Below are 18,604 nucleotides of genomic sequence, written 5' to 3' on the forward strand. Positions count from 1 at the left end.
TGCCAGGGTCCGGCAGTGGTGGCAGCGAGCAGCTGGGTCAACTCCGTTGCCGCGGTGGCGTACTGCGTCGAGAGCGCCTGCCACTGCGCGGCCGCAGCGAGGAGTGCCCCCGGCCCGGGTCCGGCGCTCAGCAGCGCCGAGTGGACCTCCGGGGGAGAAGCGATCCAGATGGGGGCGGTCAAGAGCTAGCCCCGGGCAATCATGTACGTCGCAGCGCCCTGCATATCGCCGGTGGTGTAACTGGCGGCAGACTCCGAGACACCCAGACCAGCACGGCCCAGCTCCTCAACGGCCAGGGCGGCCACCCCGGTGTGCTCCACACCGCGCACGCTAAACGCGGCCGCGGTCTCCAAGGACACCGGATCGGCGGCAGGCGGCACCACGGCACCGATCACCGGAGCGGCCGCCGCGTGAGCCGCGGCCAAACGCGCGGTGAGCGCCTCAACCGCGGCACTGGTGGCGAGCAGGCCTTCCGGAACTACATTGAGATTCATCGTGGGTACTCCCTTCCCTGAGCAGCATGCTCACTGACGAGTGGATTGACGGTCTGTACATATGTGGGGACATCGTTTTCGGACAACAGAACTCCGCGACCCGCGGGCAGACGCTCGAAACGATGCCCACGAATCCGGCCGCCGTCCTGCGGGCTGCCGCTGAGCATCAGGGTGTTGGCCTGGAGCTCGTGGAAGCGACGCAACATGGGGTTGGTCATCAGGATGTGACCCGAGCCGGTAGCCCGTGCGGTGATGATCACTCGCAGGCCGAGCTCGCGTGCCTCGGCGAGCAGGCCGACGATCGGATTCCACGGCCGCTGCCCGATGTACGGGCCGCTGACAGCCGGTGCGTCGGGGATTTGGTCGACATCGTCGATGATCAGATAATGCCGCTGTCCTGTCACACCGCGTGACACCCAGTTGTGCAGTTCCTCCGGAGACAGCCCGGCGGGCGGCCGACGCTTTTCCAGCAGTGCGCCGAGGCCCAGCATCGCCGGGGTAATCCGGTCGATATTGGGGGTGTACTCATTATCCGGGAACAGCGGTTCGTCGACGAGATGCAGCCGCCGGTCCAGAACCGTGAACGCCACCTGGTCGGGCGCCGAGTGCTCGCGGACGGTACGGATGACGTGCCGCAGCAGAGTCGTCTTGCCAGACCCGGTATCGCCCAACACCATCAGGAGCGGGTTGTGAGCGAAGTCGAGTGCCACAGGTGCCAGATCCTGCTCGCGCTGGCCGATGACGACCTGCTCGAGCCCCGGGTACAGCGGGCCGATGGCGTTCGGTGCCAGATCTGCCGGCAGTAGTCGGACGGCAGGAGCCTTGGACCCGGGGTAGTTGGCATTGACCGATTCGACGGTCTTCGAGTCCGAGGAGGCGAACAGGAAGTGCTCGGCCTGCATGGTCAGGCCGCGACCCGGCTGATCGTGCGGAACACTTTCGGCGGGGCGGCGCAGTGCACCCGGTACCCGCACGTTGCTGTCCGCTGAGTCATGCAGCTTGAGTTCGAGCCGCAGTCCGAGAGCATCGCGCATCGCCAGCGGCACCTCGATCCAGTTCGGCGTCGTGATCACGACATGAATGCCGTACGACAGTCCGGCGTTGGCCAGCTCGGTGAGCCTGGCCAACAACGGGTTTCGGGTATTGAACTGGTCGGTGTTATCGCGGCTGAACGCATACAGGTTGTCCACGACCAGGAACGTCTCGCCGTAACCGTCATCGAGCGTGCGATCGCTGTCTCGCAGGGCGCGCAGTTGGCTCACCGAGGCGATGCCACGGTCGCGGAACAGGCGCTGGCGGTACGCCAGGAGCTGCTCCAGCTCACCGAAGGTACGCCGGATGCGTTCTGGTTCCAACGCGCTGGCGACACTGCCGACATGCGCCAGTCCTTCGAGTGCGTGCAGTTGTCCGCCGCCGTAGTCGATGCAGTAGAACGTGGCGTCGCGGGGGGCGTGCAGCGCCGCAGCCGACAGGATGAATGTCTGCAGCGCAGTCGACTTCCCGGATTTCGGGCCGCCGTGAATGATCACGTTCCCGGCCGCCGAGGTCGCATCGAAGACCAGTGGATCGCGGCGCATCTGGAACGGCTTGTCGATCTCGCCGAGCGGCCAGCGCAGCTGCCGTGCCGGAATCCCGGTCTGGTTCAGTACATCGGCCAACGGGATCGCGGTGTCTAGTGGTGGCAGCCAGAGCTCCGGCGCCCGCGGCCCCACCTTGGCAAGCTGGTCGCCGACGGTCGAGACCAGTTTGCGCGCAGGCTGCCGTGGTTGGTCGGTGTTGCCCTTGACGATCACCGTGGTGGGATCTGCGGCCACCGGTAGCGCGGTGAACTGTTTGGGCTGCGGGGTGGCTCGGATCTCCACGGTGGTGGTTGTCGACGGGGGTTCGTACACGCCGTCGACATAGGTGCTGCGGAACTTGATCGGCACCGCACCGGGTGCGGGCACCAGGAACCCAACGCCCTTGTAGTCCTTGCCCGATTCGATGTGATACGCGTCCTCGGTCCCGATGATCTGTCGGGATGAGCTGGGGCTGGCCACCTTCAGACCGATGCGGTACGAGGTGTTCTTGTCGATATCCTTGATCTTGCCGACGTCCAGGGTCTGCGACGCGAACAGGATGTGGATGCGGAACGAGCGGCCCTTGCGTGCGACGTAGTCGAACAGCTCGGCGTACTCCGGGTGGTCCTGGAGCATGAGCGTGAATTCGTCGGCCACCACGAACAGCGTGGGGATCGGCGGCAGATCGTGTCCGGCGGCGATCGCCTCCTCGTACTCACGGACCGAGTTGAAGGCGCTGCCCTGCACGTCGCGACCGGCCTGCTTGAGCAAGTTCTCGCGGCGGGCTACCTCTCCACGCAACGTGTCGGCGAAACGCTCAGCCAGCGAACGCTTTTCGGCCATGTTGGAGATGACGGCGACGACCTGCGGGAAGTCGCGGAAGATATCGGCACCCGCCTCACCCTTGAAGTCGGCGTAGATCACGATGAGGCGATCGGCTGAGTGAGTCGTCAAGAGCGCCAACAGGATCGACATCAGAGTCTGAGACTTGCCGGAGCCCGTCATACCGATCATCAGACCGTGCGGACCCATACCGCCCTCAGCCTCGTCCTTAAGATCGAACATCAGCGGTTCGCCGGAGGTGGTTACGCCGATGGGCACCCGGAGCTCCTCGTCACGCGAACGCGGCGACCACAGAGCGGGGACGTCCAGCTGGGACGCGTTCTCGATTCCGAGCAGCGACGTGAACGTCGCACCGCCGGTGGCGGACGATCGCAGCCCTGGGTGGGTCGGATTGGAATCCCAGCGGGAGAGCCGACGGGAGGTATGCGACGCCGTTCCGACTGTGAGCTGATCGGCCTCATCGACGTATGGCTGCCAATCGTTGCCGTTCCAGCGGGTGATGCGTGCGCTCACGCCATTACGGTTGACCTGCAGCACAGGGCGTTCCGGATTGAGGTAATCCGGAAGTTTAGGCAGGCCAGCCGAGCCTTCCGTATTGCCGAGCCGCTGGATGACGGTGACGCCCTCCAGGCCGGCAGCCGGGATGGGCGAATTCACGCCATCCAGGTCATACGTCGGGTCGTCGAGGACGATCAGCAGATGCTTGTGCGCGCCGTCATCGGAGCCGAAGGTCGGACGCTCGGCCAGCGCCGGTTGCAGTGCCTGGAAGAGTTCGGCACCCGTGCGGCGTAGGTAGCGGGCCGCACCGACTCCGTCGATTTCACCGCTGATATCCACGTGCGGAAGCCATTTGAGCCAAGACCACTCGGCGTTCTCGGCATCGGGGCCTGCCATCGCGACCGTCAGCAGCGTCGGATCGTGGAAGGTGACCGCCTGTGTCACCCACGAGCGGATCGCGGCGCGGGCAACATCGTCATCCCCAAGGACCGTGATGCGCGAAACCTTGTTCAGATCGATGCCGAGCGGGGCGCTGCGTACCGTGCGCTGGGTGTCGAGCAGCCCGCGCAATGCACTGTGGCTGACTGGTTCCAGGTCGATCTCGTCGGCGATGTCCTTCACTCGCACGGAACTAGCCAGCGGAATGTCGTGGCGTCCGGCGCGTACGACGAGGTAGTCGCCATCGCCCGGGTCGCGTTCCCACTGGCGGCGCGTGCCTGGGACCGTGGTCAGGTCCTCGGGATCCGGGTGTGACCATTCCAGCGCCTTACGCTGCTGGGTTGCGTGGGTGCGCAGATTCTCGCGGACCACCGACAGATACCGCAGATAGTCGGCGCGTTCCGCGTCGACTTCCTCGGTGCGGACCTTGTCGCTGCCATTGCGCATGAATGCGGTGGCGGCCAACAAGAGCACGAACGGGAAGAACAGCGTCTGCGGGGAGATGAGCCGGATGCCTGAGGCGACCAGGGCGACCACCATGCCGACGATCAGAACCACGATGACGACCGGCATGGCCCGCCGCAGGAACGACGGCGGCACCACCCGTGGCAGTTGCGGAGGCGCCTCGACGGTCACCGTGGCATCTGGTATCGCCGGAGGCGCTACTCGCCGATGGGCTTCGAAGATGAGACGACTCAACGTGACTCCTGTGCCTGAGCAGATGAATTATCGGTCGGGATGCGGATGGCGGGCCGATCATTCGGGGCCAGGCTGTCGTGCGCGATCAGAGCATCGGTGCGTGACAGCGATGGTCCGGAGGCGAACAGATCCAAGATCGACGAGGGGATGGGTAGTGCGGGCTTGTGCAGGCCGAGCGCCTCGAGGGTCTTGTCGCCCTCGGCTTCGGTGTCTATGCCGTATCGCACACCGGTGTCGGAGATCCACTGATACGCACCGCGACCGCCGGGCTGTACCAGGTACCCGATGCCGGGGGTGACGGCAACTCGGATGGCCACCGGGGAGATCAGCTGCACGGTGTGCACCGAAGAGGAAACGGGCAGTATCGATCCGGCGAGCAGTGACCATGATTCTGAGGTCGCATCGGCGGTCTTGGTGAACCGTGTGCACAGCACCGGATCCTCATTGGCTGCCAGCGGCCTGATCGCCGCACTCGGGAAGACGCTGGTGTCGATCGCTGACGATGTCGGCAGATGCGCGATCTGATCGGCCGTCAGCCGAGGCGGCTGCTCCAGACCAAACGAGTTGGCATTGCGCAGCGCCGATGCGATCACAGGCGAAATCTGTTGCACGCCATCGGCAAGCACCGCGTAGTGCACCGGGTTGTTGTCACTGGAGTAGCTCACCAGCACCGAACCGATGGGTGCCTGGACGGGCAGGGGGTAGTTGGTCGGCGCCCCGGCCCCCGGGATCGCGGGAACCACGAGTGCGGGAGCCTCGGGAATGGCGTTGAGCAGACTGGTCGTCACCGGGCGCACCGCAGGATGCGCGGCGAATCCGAGAGCACTCGTGACGGCGACATCATCGAGGTTGAGCGCACTGCGCTTCCCGTCCCACAGCAGCCACGTACCTGCATCGGTGGACACCACCGCGGCACGATCGCTGGGGAGGTCGGTGGCTTTGTCACCGCTGGTGTCCAACGGCCCGGCGATGACGGTGACCGCGCGGTTCTCGGCCGATTCGCATACGGCCCAGGCGGCGTCGGTCGACTTGGACTGCACCATGCGCTCCGGTGCGCCCGGAATGCCGATCAGGTTGCCGCGTGGAAACTGATCGAGCTGAGTGCTTTTCACCATCGTGGGATTCACGGCCTTGCCTGCGATGAGGCGGGCCGAGGTGAGGTTGAGCACAGGGTGCAGGTTGTCACCCACCCGTACGTAGAGCGCGGCGGTCGACCGGTCGGCTAGCACCGGATCGGTTCCGGCGATACCGGAGGGCCGAAGCAGGCTGAGGACGAAAGATCCGACCACACCGGTGATCACGATGACGGCACCCATGCCGAATGCCCGTGATTGAGAGCGCAGTGGATCGACGAGCATGCGTGCGTCATGCAGCGCCACGCCGGATGCGATGCGCCGCATGACGAAACGCCATCCGGTCACCTGGTGTCCGGTCACGAATCCGCGGCGGTACTTCAGCGGTTCGGGGTTCTCGCTGACCGGGGTGCGTGACGCGAAGGCCCGACGTTCGGGGTTCGCGTTGTTGTTGTCGCTCATTTCTGGACCGACAAGCCGAGGCCGCTGATGATGGCCTCCACCGATGCCTGCACGTCCTGGACGGTGACGGTCATGAGGTCGTCATCGCTGAACTCTTCGGCGCCTGAGTTATCGAGGCGGTGTTCACGTTCCTCCTCGGACCGTTCAACAACGTTACGGACAAAGCGGCCGTTACCGGCGACGTCGATGCTGCGGCGTGCGATACCCCGGGTATCGGGAGCCTCTGCGGCACACATCGTGGAGAAGGCGGTGAGTAGCTCCGCGGCGGCACGCTCGTCGAACTTGCTGTCTCGCATGGAGGCCATGGCCGCGGCGATCTCGACGAGTTCTGGCGGTGCGTACGAAGGGAATTCGATGGACCGCGTGAAACGGGAGCGCAGACCTTCGTTGGTGTCGAGGAAATGGTCCAGCTCGGCGCGGTACCCCGCGACGATCACGACCAAACGGTCGCGATCGTTCTCCATGCGGGCCAGCAGGGTGTCGATGGCAACCAGACCGAAGTCGTTCTTGGCGCCGGTAGACACCAATGCGTAAGCCTCGTCGAGGAACAGCACGCCGTCGAGCGCGCTGTCGATGACGGCGTTGGTCTTGGCCTCGGTCTCACCGATGTGCTGACCGATGAGATCGGCACGGTGCACCTCGCGGACGTTTTCACGCTTGAGGAGTCCCAGGCCGCAGTAGATCTTGGCGACCACACGGGCGATGGTGGTCTTACCGGTACCGGGAGGGCCCGCGAACACCAGGTGGTGAGTGCGGTGGCCGACGGCGAGGCCGCGTTCCTGGCGCCGCAATGCCATCGCTACGGAGCTCTTGAGTCTGGAGACCTGATCCTTGACCTGCTCCAAACCGATGAACTCACTGAGCTGCTGCTCGGCCTCGGCAAGCAGGATCGCCTTGCGCTCGTGGGCCTCAGGATCGATGAAATCCTCTTCGGTGGGCTCAGTCTCGGGATCCCAGGGATCGGAGCGCGCAGCGATGCGCGCCGCGGTCGTGGTGTGCAGACCCACGCTCGGATCGGTGAGCGCGTGTTCGATCTCGGCCTTCTCCGGATTGGCCGCGTACAGGTCCTGGAGCACCTCGGTAGCGGTTTCGTCGTCACCATGGTGGCGCAGGTTCAACGCCTTCGCGAGCGCTCCATCGGTGGCCGCGACTTCAATTGGGCCACTTGGGTCTTCGAGATAGGACAGGGCCGGATTAACCATGCCGAGTTTAGCGAGCGCGATGCCCAGGGTGATCCGCACGGCGTGCGCCGTGGTGGGCTCCAACGACTCGTCGGTGACGACGGGGGTCAGCAGCGTGACGACATCGGACCAGCGCTCGGCCCGGTTCTGCATCGCGACCGCGACCCAGCGGGCGTTGAACCACCCGGGGCGCCGTTCGGTCACGGCAGTGATCAGCTCGTCGGCCTTGGCGTACTCACCCTTGTCGACGAGTGCTGCGGCATAGGCGAGGTGATAGTCCTCGGGTCCGCTGGCGCGGAACTCGAGGTATAGCCCGGTGTCATAGGTGAAGGTGAGATCGCCCGGCTGCAGGTTCACCGCGTGCTGCAGGTGCCCGGCGGTGGCCGCGGTCTCCGAGATGGCTTCCAGGACGTCGATGGTCGCGCCACCGGAGGCCGCGAGACCGACCCAGACATCACAGTGATCTTGGGCGGTTCGGCACAGGGACGTAAAGCCGTAGCGTGCTGCTGGCAAATCTGCGGGCCGTCGCCTGTCGTTGACACTCAGACCCAGGGCCCGGCTGCAGGTTGCGAATCGGCTCTCTAGCTCGGGGTCAATGCGTGTCGACGGAGCCACCGTCGAGGTCACACGCTCTCGCTGACCAACTCGCTCACGAATATCCACTTACAGCCCTTCGCCTGATCGATACGCCCGCTGATTGGAGTAGTCGGGTCGCGAACATGATTGGTTCCTGAGACCTCCGCCTAGGGCGGATAGCAAACCTTCGACCCCTCGCCCGCGGCCACGCCGATGTTCCCCGTCGTGGTAGTGATGGTGAGCCGGAGTTCGGTTTTGTCGGCAGAACGCCGTGATGTGACTGTCGACACAATCGGGGCTCCGAGTTGGTCGACTCGCTCCCGAGTGCTCATCCACCGTCCTCATCCATGTCACCAATACTTGCTCGGCAAGAGATTAGCATCCCCTTACCTAACTGTCGATAGCTAACCCTAGCCTTATCTGACGGCCAATAATTAGGCTAGCCTAAGGCGAAAGAGGTATCGGCCTAGATGCTGGGGAACGAGGGTGTAATGCCGAGCACAGTGACGCAACCAACACGTGGATGGCAGGGCGCGGTTCTCAAAATGTTCCGGGCTGGTGACTATCAGCTAACTTTGACTGCGCGGCGAGAACTGGCCGATCACTATCTGAGGCTCAGTTTCGCAGCCGGCGGCCTGCTGCGGGGCCGTACGGTTCATCCGACCATGTGGGTCCGGTTGTGGTTCGCGGACGGGGAGAAGCTGCATCAACGTGGGTACACACTGGTCAACCCGGATCAGCGGGCCGATACCGTCGATGTTGAGTTCGCACTGCACGACGGGCTCGCCGCTCGTTGGGCGCGGACGGCCCGGGTCGGCGACACGATTGAGGCAACGGTGCTGGGCAGTAATTTCGCACTGCCCGAGCCGGCCCCGCGCGGATACGTGATCGTCGGGGACACCGCATCCCTGCCCGCGATCAACTCCCTGCTGGCGGCGATTGGGGACAGTCCGGCCACGGTGTTCCTGGAGGCCGCGCACGAAAGCGACAAGTCGCTGCCGGTCGGCGGGGACGCGATCTGGGTGGATCGCCACGGTGACCGGTCGCTTGCCGAGGTCGTACGTGCGGCGGCCTTCGACGCCCCGGACTTCTTCGGGTGGGTGGCATGCGATACCCGGACTACCCGCGAGGTCACCCACATCCTCAAGGACCACTACGGCATTCCGCGCAAGTCAATGAAGGCCCAGGCGTACTGGATGGCCTGAGGGAAACGGCGTGATTCGGATCAGGCCGGACGCGGTCTATGAGACGAGCCGCAAATGCGGCATCTGTCTGCCGGTCGCGTCCACGATGGTGGTGACGGTGCCGAACCGGTCCGTCGCGCGCCGGCACAGTTCACGAATCTGGCGCGGGTCGGTGGTATCGGCCGCGATGGCCATCACCTGATCTGCGCTGTAGCCGTGCAGCATTCTCGTGAGATCGGTGGCATGTCTGCCGCAGATGACGACCCGATGCCCGTTGCGCACCAGTATCCGGACGATCTCTCGACCGTTGAGGTCCTCGGCATTGAGGACGACGACAACATCGGGTTCGGGGTTCCGGTCCAGGCGCATATCCCTATTCAGCCAGCGATTCCTGGACCCCGGATGTGAGCGTCATGTGGATTGATTGGATGACCTCTGCTGTTGGTTCCATTCACGCCGAGTCGGCGGGTCAGGCCTTCGTGCGCTGCCGGTACGACCGCGCCACCTTCTCCAGCTCGTCCGGAGACTCCTCGCCCCAGGACCGGAGCATTGCTCGGTTGGCCAGCACCACATGGCTTGTCGCCTCGATGCGCTGGGTCTCGTAGGCGGCCAATCCGCTCGCGGGATCATCGGGCGACTCCGACAGGGCCTGCGCCAATACACGGGCGTCGACGACGGACTGCGAACCGCCGTTGGCGCCGAGCGGATACATGGGATGAGCGGCATCGCCCAACAGGGTGACTCGTCCCTCGCCCCAGTGCGACAACGGGTCGCGGTCCACCATCGGATATTCAACGATGTGCGCGGAACTGCGGACCATCTTGTCGATATCCAGCCAGCCGAAATCCCAGCCCGGGAAGTAGTCCAGCACCTCATCTACCGGGACCGGGTCGTTCCACCGCGCCCCGGCCGGGAGCTGCCCGGGATCATCGGTGCGGGCCAACGCCACCCAGTTCACGGTGCGCTCGCTGATCGGATAGGCGATGAGCTCGTGATCGGTGTCATCGTGCGCGGCGATCATGGTCTTACCGGTGAGGAAGGGCCCGATATCGGCGGCGCCGCGCCACATCCGCACTCCCGACCAGCGCAACGGATCCGCCGGGTGTAGCTGTGCGCGTATTGCCGAGTTCACGCCATCGGCGCCGACCAGAACGGCCGCCTCGAACTCGGTGTCCGCGGTGTGTACGCGTACGCCGGGCTCGTCGCGCTCGAACCTGAGGACCCGGCGACCCGTCTGAACTGCTTGTGGGCCAATGCGTTCCAGCACGGTATCGAGCAGCATGAGTTGCAGCCGACCGCGATGCACCGAGAACTGCGGGTGGGGGTAGCCCCCGGCGATACCCCGAGGCTCCGTGTAGAGGACGGTGCCGTGTTTATCGCAGAATCGGATCTCGGTGGTGGCGACGCCCATCCGGGCAAGCTCGGCGCTCAGTCCGAGCTCGGTGAGCACGCCCACCGCGTGCGGAAGCATATTGATGCCGACGCCCAGTGGCTTGACCTCGTGGGCGCTCTCCAGCACCGTCACGTCGAACCCCGCAGCGTGCAGGGTCAGGGCGGCGGTAAGCCCGCCGATGCCAGCTCCCGCAATGACAATCGATGTGTTGTTCTCGCTCATGCCATCCAGCATCGGCCGATGCGAGGAAGAAGTCCAAGATCTATCTGTTAGTGAATCTATAATCAAAGGTTATGGAGATTCATCAGCTCCGCTACCTCGTTGCCGTGGCGGATGCAGCGAGTTTCACCAAAGCGGCCGGCGCACTGCATGTCGCCCAACCGGGGGTGAGTGCACAGATCCGGCTCCTGGAACGCGAACTGGGGCAGGAGCTATTCGATCGGTCGGGGCGCCGGGTCCGCCTCACCGATGCCGGCGAGGCGGTAGTTCCCTATGCGAGAGCCGCTCTCGCCGCGGTCGAGGGAGTCCGTGAGGCGGCCGATGAGATCGGGGGATTGTTGCGCGGACACATCGCGTTCGGCACCGTCACGTCGCACGGTGCCGACTTGCCCGCACTGCTCTCGGCTTTCCATCACGACCACCCGGCCATCACCATCACCCTCGCCGAAGCCAAGTCAGATGAGCTGATTGCCGGGCTGCGTGCGGGTCGGCTCGACGGCGCCATCCTCGCTCTGGGTGCCGAGGAACCGGAGGGGCTAGGTCTGCGCATCGTCGACGATCAGCCCCTGGTGGCGGCGGTTGCCGCCGACGATCCCTTGGCGAAACGCCGTACCGCCACCCTGAACATGCTCTGTGAGCGCACCCTGATCTGCCTACCGACGGGCAGCGGCATTCGATCCATCCTGGAAAGCGCGTGCCAAGGCGCGGGACTCACACCGAACGTGGCCTTCGAAGCGAGCTCTCCGCGGTCGTTACTGACCCTCGTCGAACAGGGGCTCGGTGTCGCGGTGGTGCCCGCTCCGTACCTGCGAAACCGGGACGGGGTGGTGGCATTGGAGATCCGGCCTGCGCTGCGCGGACGCCTCGCCCTGGGGTGGCGCCTGGCTGGTCCGGTCGGCCCCGCGGCACGCACCTTCCTGGAGCGGGCCCGCGCCGTCCTCTGACCGCCGTTCCGATCACCCTGAATCCAATCCCGCGCCAAGGGCGGCAGTGGCGCAATGGTGCGCACCCGGCGGTCCGTACCAGGTCGGAGCAGGTGGTGAGCGGCGCAATGGAAGCGACCTGACAGAGTTTGATTTCACCGGGCCGGTAGCCGCTGAGCAGGCCTTTAGCGTGTTGGCGAGGTTGTCTCACGTCAGGAGGACTCGTGGCCGGTGCCGAGCCCACGCCATTGCGCCGCCCGCGCGCCGATCAGGCGCGGTTGGTCGCGGACGTGCTGCGTCATCAGATCCACGCCGGGGGATACGCAGATGGCGGGCTGCCCAGCGAGCAGGAACTGGCCGCGGAGTTCTATGTATCCCGCAACACGGTCCGAGAGGCGCTCACGGCGCTGAAGGATGAGGGCCTCATCGAGCGCGGACCTCGTACCGGTACCCATGTCGCTCTGCGCAAGTACGAGCACGGACTGGACGCGCTCCTCGGGCTCAAGGAGACGTTCAAGGGGTACGGCGACGTCCGGAACGAGGTCCGCGTCATTCAGGAGGTGAACGCCCCGCCGGCGGTCGCGCACCGACTGCGCCTCAGTGCCGGCTCACGGGTCTTCTTCATCGAACGCCTGCGCTATCTCGGGGACCTGCCGCTCAGTCTCGATAAGACGTACCTCACGCCCGACGTCGGTGCGGCGGTGCTCGAGCATCAGCTTGAGACCAATGACATCTTCGCGCTGATCGAACAGGTGACCGGGCGCAGGCTCGGATCGGCCAATTTGGCGCTGGAAGCCGTTGCGGCGGATTCGCATTCGGCCGCGACGCTCCAGGTGCCGGACAGTGCCCCGCTGCTGTTACTGGAGCGGTTGACTCATCTCGACGACGGGACCCCCGTCGACCTCGAGTACATCAGGATGCGCGGTGACCGAATCACATTGCGCAGCAATCTATTAAGGGACATCTGAGGCTTCTTATGACACTAGTCAACAACCGCATCGACGTTCCGGTCACCATCGACGAATCGCTCTGTATCGACGGCTGCACATTGTGCGTGGACATCTGCCCGCTTGATTCGCTGGCGATCAATCCGGAAAACGGCAAGGCGTTTATGCATGTCGACGAGTGCTGGTACTGCGGTCCCTGCGCGGCCCGGTGTCCCACCGGTGCAGTCACTGTCAACATGCCCTACCTACTTCGTTAAGTCAGGACAGCCCATGAAGAGAACAGCCCTTCTCAGTTCTATTGCCACGGCACTGCTTCTCACCCTTGCCACCGGTTGCTCTCTGGACTCCGGATCCGGCTCGGCCAACGAGGTGACCGTCGTTGTCGGATATCAGTCGAAGACCATCAATACCGTGACCGCCGGCACGCTGCTGCGCGCCCAGGGATACCTGGAGAAGCGGCTCGGAGAGGTCGGCTCGCGGACCGGAACCAAATACACGGTGCAATGGCAGGACTACGACACCGGAGCGCCGATCACCGCGCAGATGCTCGCCGAGAAGATCGACATCGGCTCCATGGGCGACTACCCCCTGCTGATCAATGGATCCAAGACCCAAGCCAATGAGAAGGCGCGCACCGAGCTGGTGTCGGTGACCGGCTACAACGCCAAGGGCGCGCTGAACATGGTTGTGGTGCCACCGAATTCGCCCATAACAACGCTCCCCGAGTTGAGGGACAAGAAGGTGTCCGCCAGTGTGGGCTCGGCGGGGCACGGCACGCTCGTGCGGGCGCTGCGTAACGACGGTCTAGACCCGACCAAAGATGTCGAGGTGCTCAACCAACAGCCACAGGTTGGTGCCTCGGCGCTGGAATCCGGTCAGGTGCAAGCGCTGTCGCAGTTCGTGGCCTGGCCCGGTCTGCTGGTCTTCCAGAAGAAGGCCAAGCTGCTCTACGACGGGGCCGAGCTGAATGTCCCGACCTTCCACGGTGTGGTGGTGCGCCGCGACTACGCCAAGCAGCATCCCGAGGTGCTCGATGCCTTCCTGCAGGCTCAGCTCGATGCCACCGATTTCATCCACGAGAAGTCTCTCGAAGCGGCTCGTATCGTGGCTGAGGGGAGCGGTCTGCCCCAGGAGGTCGTCTATCTCTATAACGGGCCCGGCGGCACTTCATTCGACACCACGCTCAAGCCGTCGCTCATCGACGCGTTCAAAAGCGATGTGCCCTACCTGAAATCGATAGGGGACTTCGCCGACTTCAACATCGATGACTTTGTGCAAGACGGTCCGCTGCGTCAGGCGTATTCGACTCGCTCGAAGAACTACGAGGCCGGGTTGGCGGCCAAGGTCAACCCGCTGGTCCTGCGCCCGGCCGAGGGGGCAGACCCGGGCCAGGCAGCCGAAATCTGGTTCGACGGTAAGGATTCCACGCAGGTCTATGCCACGGCGCAGGAGCTGCTCAAGGCCGTTAACGCAGCCAACGCCGCCGGCCAGAAGGTCCGTGCCGCCTACGTCGCGGATACCGACCTGGGCACCCGGTGGTTCGCCGACCACGCCTGGTGGGTTCGTGATTCTGCTGGGCTGCACCCGTTCACCACCAGTGCGGGTGCCACCCGATACATCTCCGGACATCCCGGCGCCACGCCGGTGGATTACACGCAGGCACTAGCGGCGGCGTCATGAGCACCCTGCCCATCCTGGAAACGCGGCCCAGTGCCGTTTCAGTGGCGCTGGACTCGGTGGACCCCGGCCCGACATCGCGGCGACTGAGTGCGCGATACACCGCCTGGGCCATCCGGTTGGCCTCGGTGGGCGCCGCCGTGCTCCTATGGCAGCTCTTGACGGCCAACAAGGTGCGCTTCGGGCTGCGCTTCGACACGCTGCCGACGGTCACCGAGATTGTCTCCGCGCTCACCAAGCGCATTGGTACCGAGGAGTATTGGCTTGACCTCGGCCAGTCCACCATCCGGATTCTCACCGGATTCGGCTTGGCCGCGGCGCTGGGTGTCATCACCGGTATCTGGTTGGGACGATCACCGTTATTCGCGAACATTTTCGGTCCGCTCACCGAATTGGCCCGTCCCATTCCCGCGATTGCGATCGTACCGGTGGCCATCTTGTTGTTCCCCAGCGATGAGGCCGGAATCGTGTTCATCACCTTCCTTGCGGCCTACTTCCCGATCATGGTGAGCACCCGGCACGCGGTACGCGCCCTGCCGACGCTGTGGGAGGAATCGGTTCGCACCCTTGGTGGCGGTCGCTGGGATGTGCTGCTGCGGGTGGTGCTGCCCGGCAGCCTCCCCGGGGTTTTCGGAGGCCTTTCCGTCGGCATCGGTGTCGCCTGGATATGCGTGATCTCCGCCGAAATGATCTCGGGCCGTTTGGGGGTCGGATATCGCACATGGCAGTCGTACACGGTGTTGGCCTATCCGGATGTGTTCGTCGGGATCATCACCATCGGTGTGCTCGGGTTCCTGACCTCCGCCGCGGTGGAGTTGGTGGGGCGCCGCGTCACTCGCTGGCTGCCCCGAGCGGAGGGGGGACGATGAGCGCCTCCACCTTGGTTCTGGATGAGCTGACACTTGGCTACAGCGGGCGGACCGTGGTGGACGGCCTCAGCCTCACCGTTCGCCCCGCCGAAATCCTGGTCCTGACCGGGCCCTCCGGCTGCGGTAAGTCCACCGTGCTGCGCGCCATCGCGGGGCTGCTTCCACCCGAATCGGGCACCGTCCGCGCCGACGGCGAGAGGGTTGTCACCACCTCGCGCGACCGGGCCATGGTGTTCCAGGACAATGCCCTTTTACCTTGGCGCACCGTGCAATCGAATATCGAACTGGCGCTCAAGCTGGGCGGTGTGCCTCGCTCGGGTCGGCGCGGGGCGGCACAGGCCTGGATCGACGATGTGGGGCTGACGGGTTTCGAGGACTACCTGCCCAAGAGCCTGTCGGGTGGCATGCGTCAGCGTGTCCAGCTGGCCCGCGGCCTGGCCGGTGCTCCGCGTGCGGTCATGATGGATGAGCCGTTCGGGGCGCTGGATGCGCAGACCCGGGCCAGCATGCAACGCCTACTCATCGACACCTGGCGCAGTCATCCCACCACGGTGGTGTTCGTGACCCACGATGTCGACGAGGCGCTGTTACTGGGGGACCGGATTGCCGTGCTGGGCCGAGCCGGTCAGCCTCTGCGCGCGCTCCTGGATGTCCCCGAACCTCGCGAGGCCCAGGTCGACCGCAGCGTGCTGCGTGCTGAAATCCTTGCCGCGCTGAATCATACGGAGTTGGTTGGGCGATGAGCAGCTTGCGTGAGGAGCATGGAGCGCCGATGGAGATTCCTGAACTGGATAGTGCCGTCCGGCTTGACTGTGACGTGCTGGTTATCGGCGGCGGAACCGCCGGCACCATGGCAGCGTTGACGGCCGCCGAGAACGGCGCCCAAGTGATCCTGCTGGAGAAGGCGCACGTGCGGCACTCCGGTGCTCTCGCGATGGGCATGGACGGAGTGAATAACGCGGTCATCCCCGGCAAGGCCGAACCGGAGGATTACGTCGCGGAGATCACCCGCGCCAACGATGGAATCGTCAACCAGCGCACCGTGTACCAAACGGCGACACGCGGTTTCGCGATGGTGCAGCGTCTTGAACGCTACGGGGTCAAGTTCGAGAAGGACGAGCACGGCGAATATGCGGTGCGACGTGTGCACCGGTCGGGCGCGTATGTGCTACCCATGCCCGAGGGAAAGGACGTCAAGAAGGCGCTGTACCGCGTGCTACGGCAGAAGTCGATGCGCGAGAAGATCCGCATCGAAAACCGGGTCATGCCCGTGCGCGTACTCACCGAAGAGGGAAGGGCCGTCGGGGCAGCCGGCTTCAATACCCGCACCGGTGAGTTCGTCACCGTCGGCGCAAAAGCGGTCGTCCTGGCGACCGGACCGTGCGGCCGCTTGGGCTTGCCGGCATCGGGTTATCTGTATGGCACCTACGAGAATCCGACCAACGCGGGGGACGGGTACGCGATGGCGTACCACGCCGGGGCCGAGCTGTCGGGGATCGAATGTTTCCAGATCAATCCGCTCATCAAGGACTACAACGGTCCGGCGTGCGCCTATGTGGCCAACCCTTTCGGCGGCTACCAGGTGAATGCGCAAGGCGAGCGGTTCGTCGACTCCGACTACTGGTCCGGCCAGATGATGGCAGAGGTCAAGAATGAGATCGAGTCTGCACGCGGTCCCATCTATCTCAAGGTGAGCCACCTCCCGGATGAGACGTTGTCTGCGCTGGAGAACATCCTGCACACCACCGAACGACCCACTCGGGGCACCTTCCATGCCAACCGCGGACACGACTACCGCACCCACGATATCGAGATGCACATCTCGGAAATCGGCTTATGCGGTGGTCATTCCGCATCAGGGGTGTGGGTGGACGAGCATGCCCGCACCACGGTGCCGGGTCTCTATGCGGCGGGCGACCTGGCCTGCGTGCCGCATAACTACATGATCGGCGCGTTCGTATACGGCGATCTGGCCGGTGAGCACGCGGCCTCCACACTCTCGAAAACAGCTGCCCCGCTGGAATTTCCCGTCGACCAGCTCAAGGAGGCGCATGAACTGATCTATCGCCCGCTGCGTCATCCGGATGGTCCGCCGCAACCTCAGGTCGAGTACAAGCTGCGCCGCTTCGTCAACGACTATGTGGCCCCGCCGAAGACGGCGGCCAAACTCTCACTGGCCGTGCAGACATTCGAGAGGATGGCCGATGAGGTGGGCCAGATCGGCGCGCGGACCCCGCATGAGCTGATGCGGGCGGCCGAGGTGTCGTTCATCAGGGACTGCGCCGAGATGGCGGCCCGCTCGTCGCTGACCCGTACCGAATCGCGCTGGGGTCTGTACCACGACAGGGCCGACCTGCCGGATCGCGACGATGAGAATTGGCGCTATCACCTGAACCTGCGCAAGAGCGCCAGCGGCGAGATGGATTTCCTCAAACGGCCAGTCGCACCGTATTTCGTCCCGGTCCCCGGCCTCGACGACCTGCCGTCGGGGGAGACAGATCCGATCGTGGTGCACCAACCCGAGCTGCTCGGCGGAAAGGCCCCGGCGGCCCGGATTTCGAGTGTCATCGCTGCGGAGGCCGAGCAGCCGCCGTCCCCCCGGATCGCCGCTGTACTCAGCCTGGAGGCTCCCACCGTCGAGGAACTGGCGCCGTACCTCGACGATGACGACCCGGGCGTGCGCCGCACCGCGATCGCATCACTGACCGAGCACACCCCCGAGGGCTACGAGCACGCGTTGCTGAATGCGTTGGGGGACAGCGATGTCTCGGTGCGTCGAACGGCATCCGATGGAGTACGAGAACTCGTCGGGGTCCTCGACGGTCCCGCGGCGATCCGGGGTCATGTGAGCGCGTCCGACCCGTTGGTGCGCGGTACCGCCTTGTACGTGGCGAGCGCTCGGCGGGTCGGCGATCCGGCGGCATATGTGGAGGCCCTACGCGATCTGGACCATCGGGTCCGGATCGAGGCCGTGCGCGCCTTGGTATCCGTGGACGATGCGGTATCCATCGCCACCGCCGCCGGGGATGACAATCGCGAGGTGCGTATCGCGGTCGCCAACGGGCTTGCGAAGTTGGCCGCCGGTGACGAGACGGTGCGGGCGCTGGTGCGCGATCGAGATCCGCTGGTGCGGGCCGCGGCACTGACGGCCGTCGGTGCACTCGGGGTGGATGACCGGATCCTCGGCGCCGTCGAGGAGGCGCTGACGGAGCCGGCTTGGCAGATCCGACAGGGAGCGGTGCGCGCCTTGGCCGGGGCTCGCTCGGCGCAAGCCGTACCGCCGCTCTCACGAGCGCTGGCCGATCCACATCTGGACGTTCGCAAGTCGGCGGTGTTGAGCCTGAGCCAGTGGGCGTCGACGGAGCCTTCCGTTCGTGAGGCGCTGACCGGGGCGCTTCAGGACGGTGACGCGGATGTGAGAGCCTATGCGCGACAGGCGCTTGCGGGCGGCTGACGGGTGCGCCGAAGCACAAGAGATCCGGTCCGGCAACGTGGCGGAGGTCATGTTATGGGCGGGTTCCTCGACCACTTAGCATAGGCTAGGCTTACTCAGGTGTCGAAGACGAGTG

The 18,604-nt window shown here is 65.0% G+C and carries 15 protein-coding genes; 8 read left to right on the plus strand and 7 right to left on the minus strand.

Going from position 1 to position 18,604, the window contains the following annotated elements; translation table 11 throughout:
- From AB0H22_RS24640 to eccA, 5 genes are all read right to left on the minus strand, one after another.
- Positions 1 to 182 (minus strand): PPE domain-containing protein (locus AB0H22_RS24640; protein ID WP_358149825.1); only part of this gene is annotated, 182 nt, incomplete at its 3' end.
- Positions 183 to 185: 3 nt separating this feature from the next.
- On the minus strand, positions 186 to 494 hold the full coding sequence (locus tag AB0H22_RS24645; RefSeq protein ID WP_358149827.1) for a PE family protein: 309 nt from the start codon (positions 492 to 494) through the stop codon (positions 186 to 188).
- Positions 491 to 4,531, minus strand: coding sequence for a type VII secretion protein EccCa (gene eccCa, locus AB0H22_RS24650; protein WP_358149829.1), 4,041 nt, complete (start codon positions 4,529 to 4,531; stop codon positions 491 to 493). The genes AB0H22_RS24645 and eccCa overlap by 4 nt, the downstream gene beginning before the upstream one ends.
- Positions 4,528 to 6,066: a type VII secretion protein EccB gene (gene eccB / locus AB0H22_RS24655; RefSeq protein ID WP_358149832.1), complete on the minus strand. Its 1,539-nt coding sequence runs from the start codon at positions 6,064 to 6,066 to the stop codon at positions 4,528 to 4,530. The genes eccCa and eccB overlap by 4 nt, the downstream gene beginning before the upstream one ends.
- Positions 6,063 to 7,910 (minus strand): type VII secretion AAA-ATPase EccA, encoded by a 1,848-nt coding sequence (gene eccA, locus AB0H22_RS24660; RefSeq protein ID WP_358149835.1) that lies wholly within the window; start codon positions 7,908 to 7,910, stop codon positions 6,063 to 6,065. The genes eccB and eccA overlap by 4 nt, the downstream gene beginning before the upstream one ends.
- Before the next feature lie 404 nt (positions 7,911 to 8,314).
- On the opposite strand from eccA, the gene AB0H22_RS24665 reads away from it, so the two are divergent.
- Entirely contained in the window at positions 8,315 to 9,028 is a 714-nt protein-coding gene (locus tag AB0H22_RS24665; protein WP_358149837.1) for a siderophore-interacting protein, read from the plus strand.
- Positions 9,029 to 9,064: 36 nt separating this feature from the next.
- On the opposite strand, the gene AB0H22_RS24670 is transcribed toward AB0H22_RS24665, so the two are convergent.
- Both AB0H22_RS24670 and AB0H22_RS24675 read right to left on the minus strand, forming a co-directional pair.
- The gene (locus AB0H22_RS24670; protein ID WP_180750315.1) at positions 9,065 to 9,376 is read right to left on the minus strand and encodes an SDR family NAD(P)-dependent oxidoreductase; all 312 of its coding nucleotides are present in this window, start codon (positions 9,374 to 9,376) and stop codon (positions 9,065 to 9,067) included.
- A gap of 100 nt (positions 9,377 to 9,476) precedes the next feature.
- The gene (locus AB0H22_RS24675) at positions 9,477 to 10,634 is read right to left on the minus strand and encodes a flavin-dependent oxidoreductase (protein WP_358149839.1); all 1,158 of its coding nucleotides are present in this window, start codon (positions 10,632 to 10,634) and stop codon (positions 9,477 to 9,479) included.
- A 59-nt stretch (positions 10,635 to 10,693) separates the two neighbouring features.
- On the opposite strand from AB0H22_RS24675, the gene AB0H22_RS24680 reads away from it, so the two are divergent.
- The 7 genes from AB0H22_RS24680 to AB0H22_RS24710 all read left to right on the plus strand — a co-directional run bounded on the left by AB0H22_RS24680 (position 10,694) and on the right by AB0H22_RS24710 (position 18,489).
- The gene (locus tag AB0H22_RS24680) at positions 10,694 to 11,563 is read left to right on the plus strand and encodes a LysR family transcriptional regulator (protein WP_180750313.1); all 870 of its coding nucleotides are present in this window, start codon (positions 10,694 to 10,696) and stop codon (positions 11,561 to 11,563) included.
- Between the two features lie 203 nt (positions 11,564 to 11,766).
- Positions 11,767 to 12,510: a GntR family transcriptional regulator gene (locus AB0H22_RS24685; RefSeq protein WP_180750312.1), complete on the plus strand. Its 744-nt coding sequence runs from the start codon at positions 11,767 to 11,769 to the stop codon at positions 12,508 to 12,510.
- Between the two features lie 8 nt (positions 12,511 to 12,518).
- Positions 12,519 to 12,746: a 4Fe-4S dicluster domain-containing protein gene (locus AB0H22_RS24690; protein ID WP_005058882.1), complete on the plus strand. Its 228-nt coding sequence runs from the start codon at positions 12,519 to 12,521 to the stop codon at positions 12,744 to 12,746.
- Between the two features lie 13 nt (positions 12,747 to 12,759).
- The gene (locus AB0H22_RS24695; RefSeq protein ID WP_180750311.1) at positions 12,760 to 14,169 is read left to right on the plus strand and encodes an ABC transporter substrate-binding protein; all 1,410 of its coding nucleotides are present in this window, start codon (positions 12,760 to 12,762) and stop codon (positions 14,167 to 14,169) included.
- A complete protein-coding gene (locus AB0H22_RS24700) occupies positions 14,166 to 15,035 on the plus strand; it encodes an ABC transporter permease (RefSeq protein WP_180750310.1) in 870 nt (289 codons plus the stop codon). Before AB0H22_RS24695 ends, AB0H22_RS24700 begins: the two co-directional genes overlap by 4 nt.
- A complete protein-coding gene (locus AB0H22_RS24705; RefSeq protein ID WP_180750309.1) occupies positions 15,032 to 15,778 on the plus strand; it encodes an ABC transporter ATP-binding protein in 747 nt (248 codons plus the stop codon). The genes AB0H22_RS24700 and AB0H22_RS24705 overlap by 4 nt, the downstream gene beginning before the upstream one ends.
- 29 nt (positions 15,779 to 15,807) lie before the next feature.
- Positions 15,808 to 18,489, plus strand: a complete 2,682-nt coding sequence (locus AB0H22_RS24710; protein ID WP_358149928.1) for a fumarate reductase/succinate dehydrogenase flavoprotein subunit — start codon at positions 15,808 to 15,810, stop codon at positions 18,487 to 18,489.
- Positions 18,490 to 18,604: the final 115 nt, after the last annotated feature.

Source organism: Mycobacterium sp. NPDC050853, from assembly GCF_040653875.1.
Lineage (GTDB): Bacteria > Actinomycetota > Actinomycetes > Mycobacteriales > Mycobacteriaceae > Mycobacterium.

What these genes read in the sequence shown, in the direction of transcription:
- AB0H22_RS24645 (WP_358149827.1), bottom strand. Translation starts at nt 494, where the DNA reads ATGAATCTCAATGTAGTTCCGGAAGGCCTGCTCGCCACCAGTGCCGCG.
- eccB (WP_358149832.1), bottom strand. Translation starts at nt 6,066, where the DNA reads ATGAGCGACAACAACAACGCGAACCCCGAACGTCGGGCCTTCGCGTCA.
- AB0H22_RS24665 (WP_358149837.1), top strand. Translation starts at nt 8,315, where the DNA reads ATGCCGAGCACAGTGACGCAACCAACACGTGGATGGCAGGGCGCGGTT.
- AB0H22_RS24670 (WP_180750315.1), bottom strand. Translation starts at nt 9,376, where the DNA reads ATGCGCCTGGACCGGAACCCCGAACCCGATGTTGTCGTCGTCCTCAAT.
- AB0H22_RS24675 (WP_358149839.1), bottom strand. Translation starts at nt 10,634, where the DNA reads ATGCTGGATGGCATGAGCGAGAACAACACATCGATTGTCATTGCGGGA.
- AB0H22_RS24680 (WP_180750313.1), top strand. Translation starts at nt 10,694, where the DNA reads ATGGAGATTCATCAGCTCCGCTACCTCGTTGCCGTGGCGGATGCAGCG.
- AB0H22_RS24690 (WP_005058882.1), top strand. Translation starts at nt 12,519, where the DNA reads ATGACACTAGTCAACAACCGCATCGACGTTCCGGTCACCATCGACGAA.
- AB0H22_RS24695 (WP_180750311.1), top strand. Translation starts at nt 12,760, where the DNA reads ATGAAGAGAACAGCCCTTCTCAGTTCTATTGCCACGGCACTGCTTCTC.
- AB0H22_RS24700 (WP_180750310.1), top strand. Translation starts at nt 14,166, where the DNA reads ATGAGCACCCTGCCCATCCTGGAAACGCGGCCCAGTGCCGTTTCAGTG.
- AB0H22_RS24705 (WP_180750309.1), top strand. Translation starts at nt 15,032, where the DNA reads ATGAGCGCCTCCACCTTGGTTCTGGATGAGCTGACACTTGGCTACAGC.
- AB0H22_RS24710 (WP_358149928.1), top strand. Translation starts at nt 15,808, where the DNA reads ATGGAGATTCCTGAACTGGATAGTGCCGTCCGGCTTGACTGTGACGTG.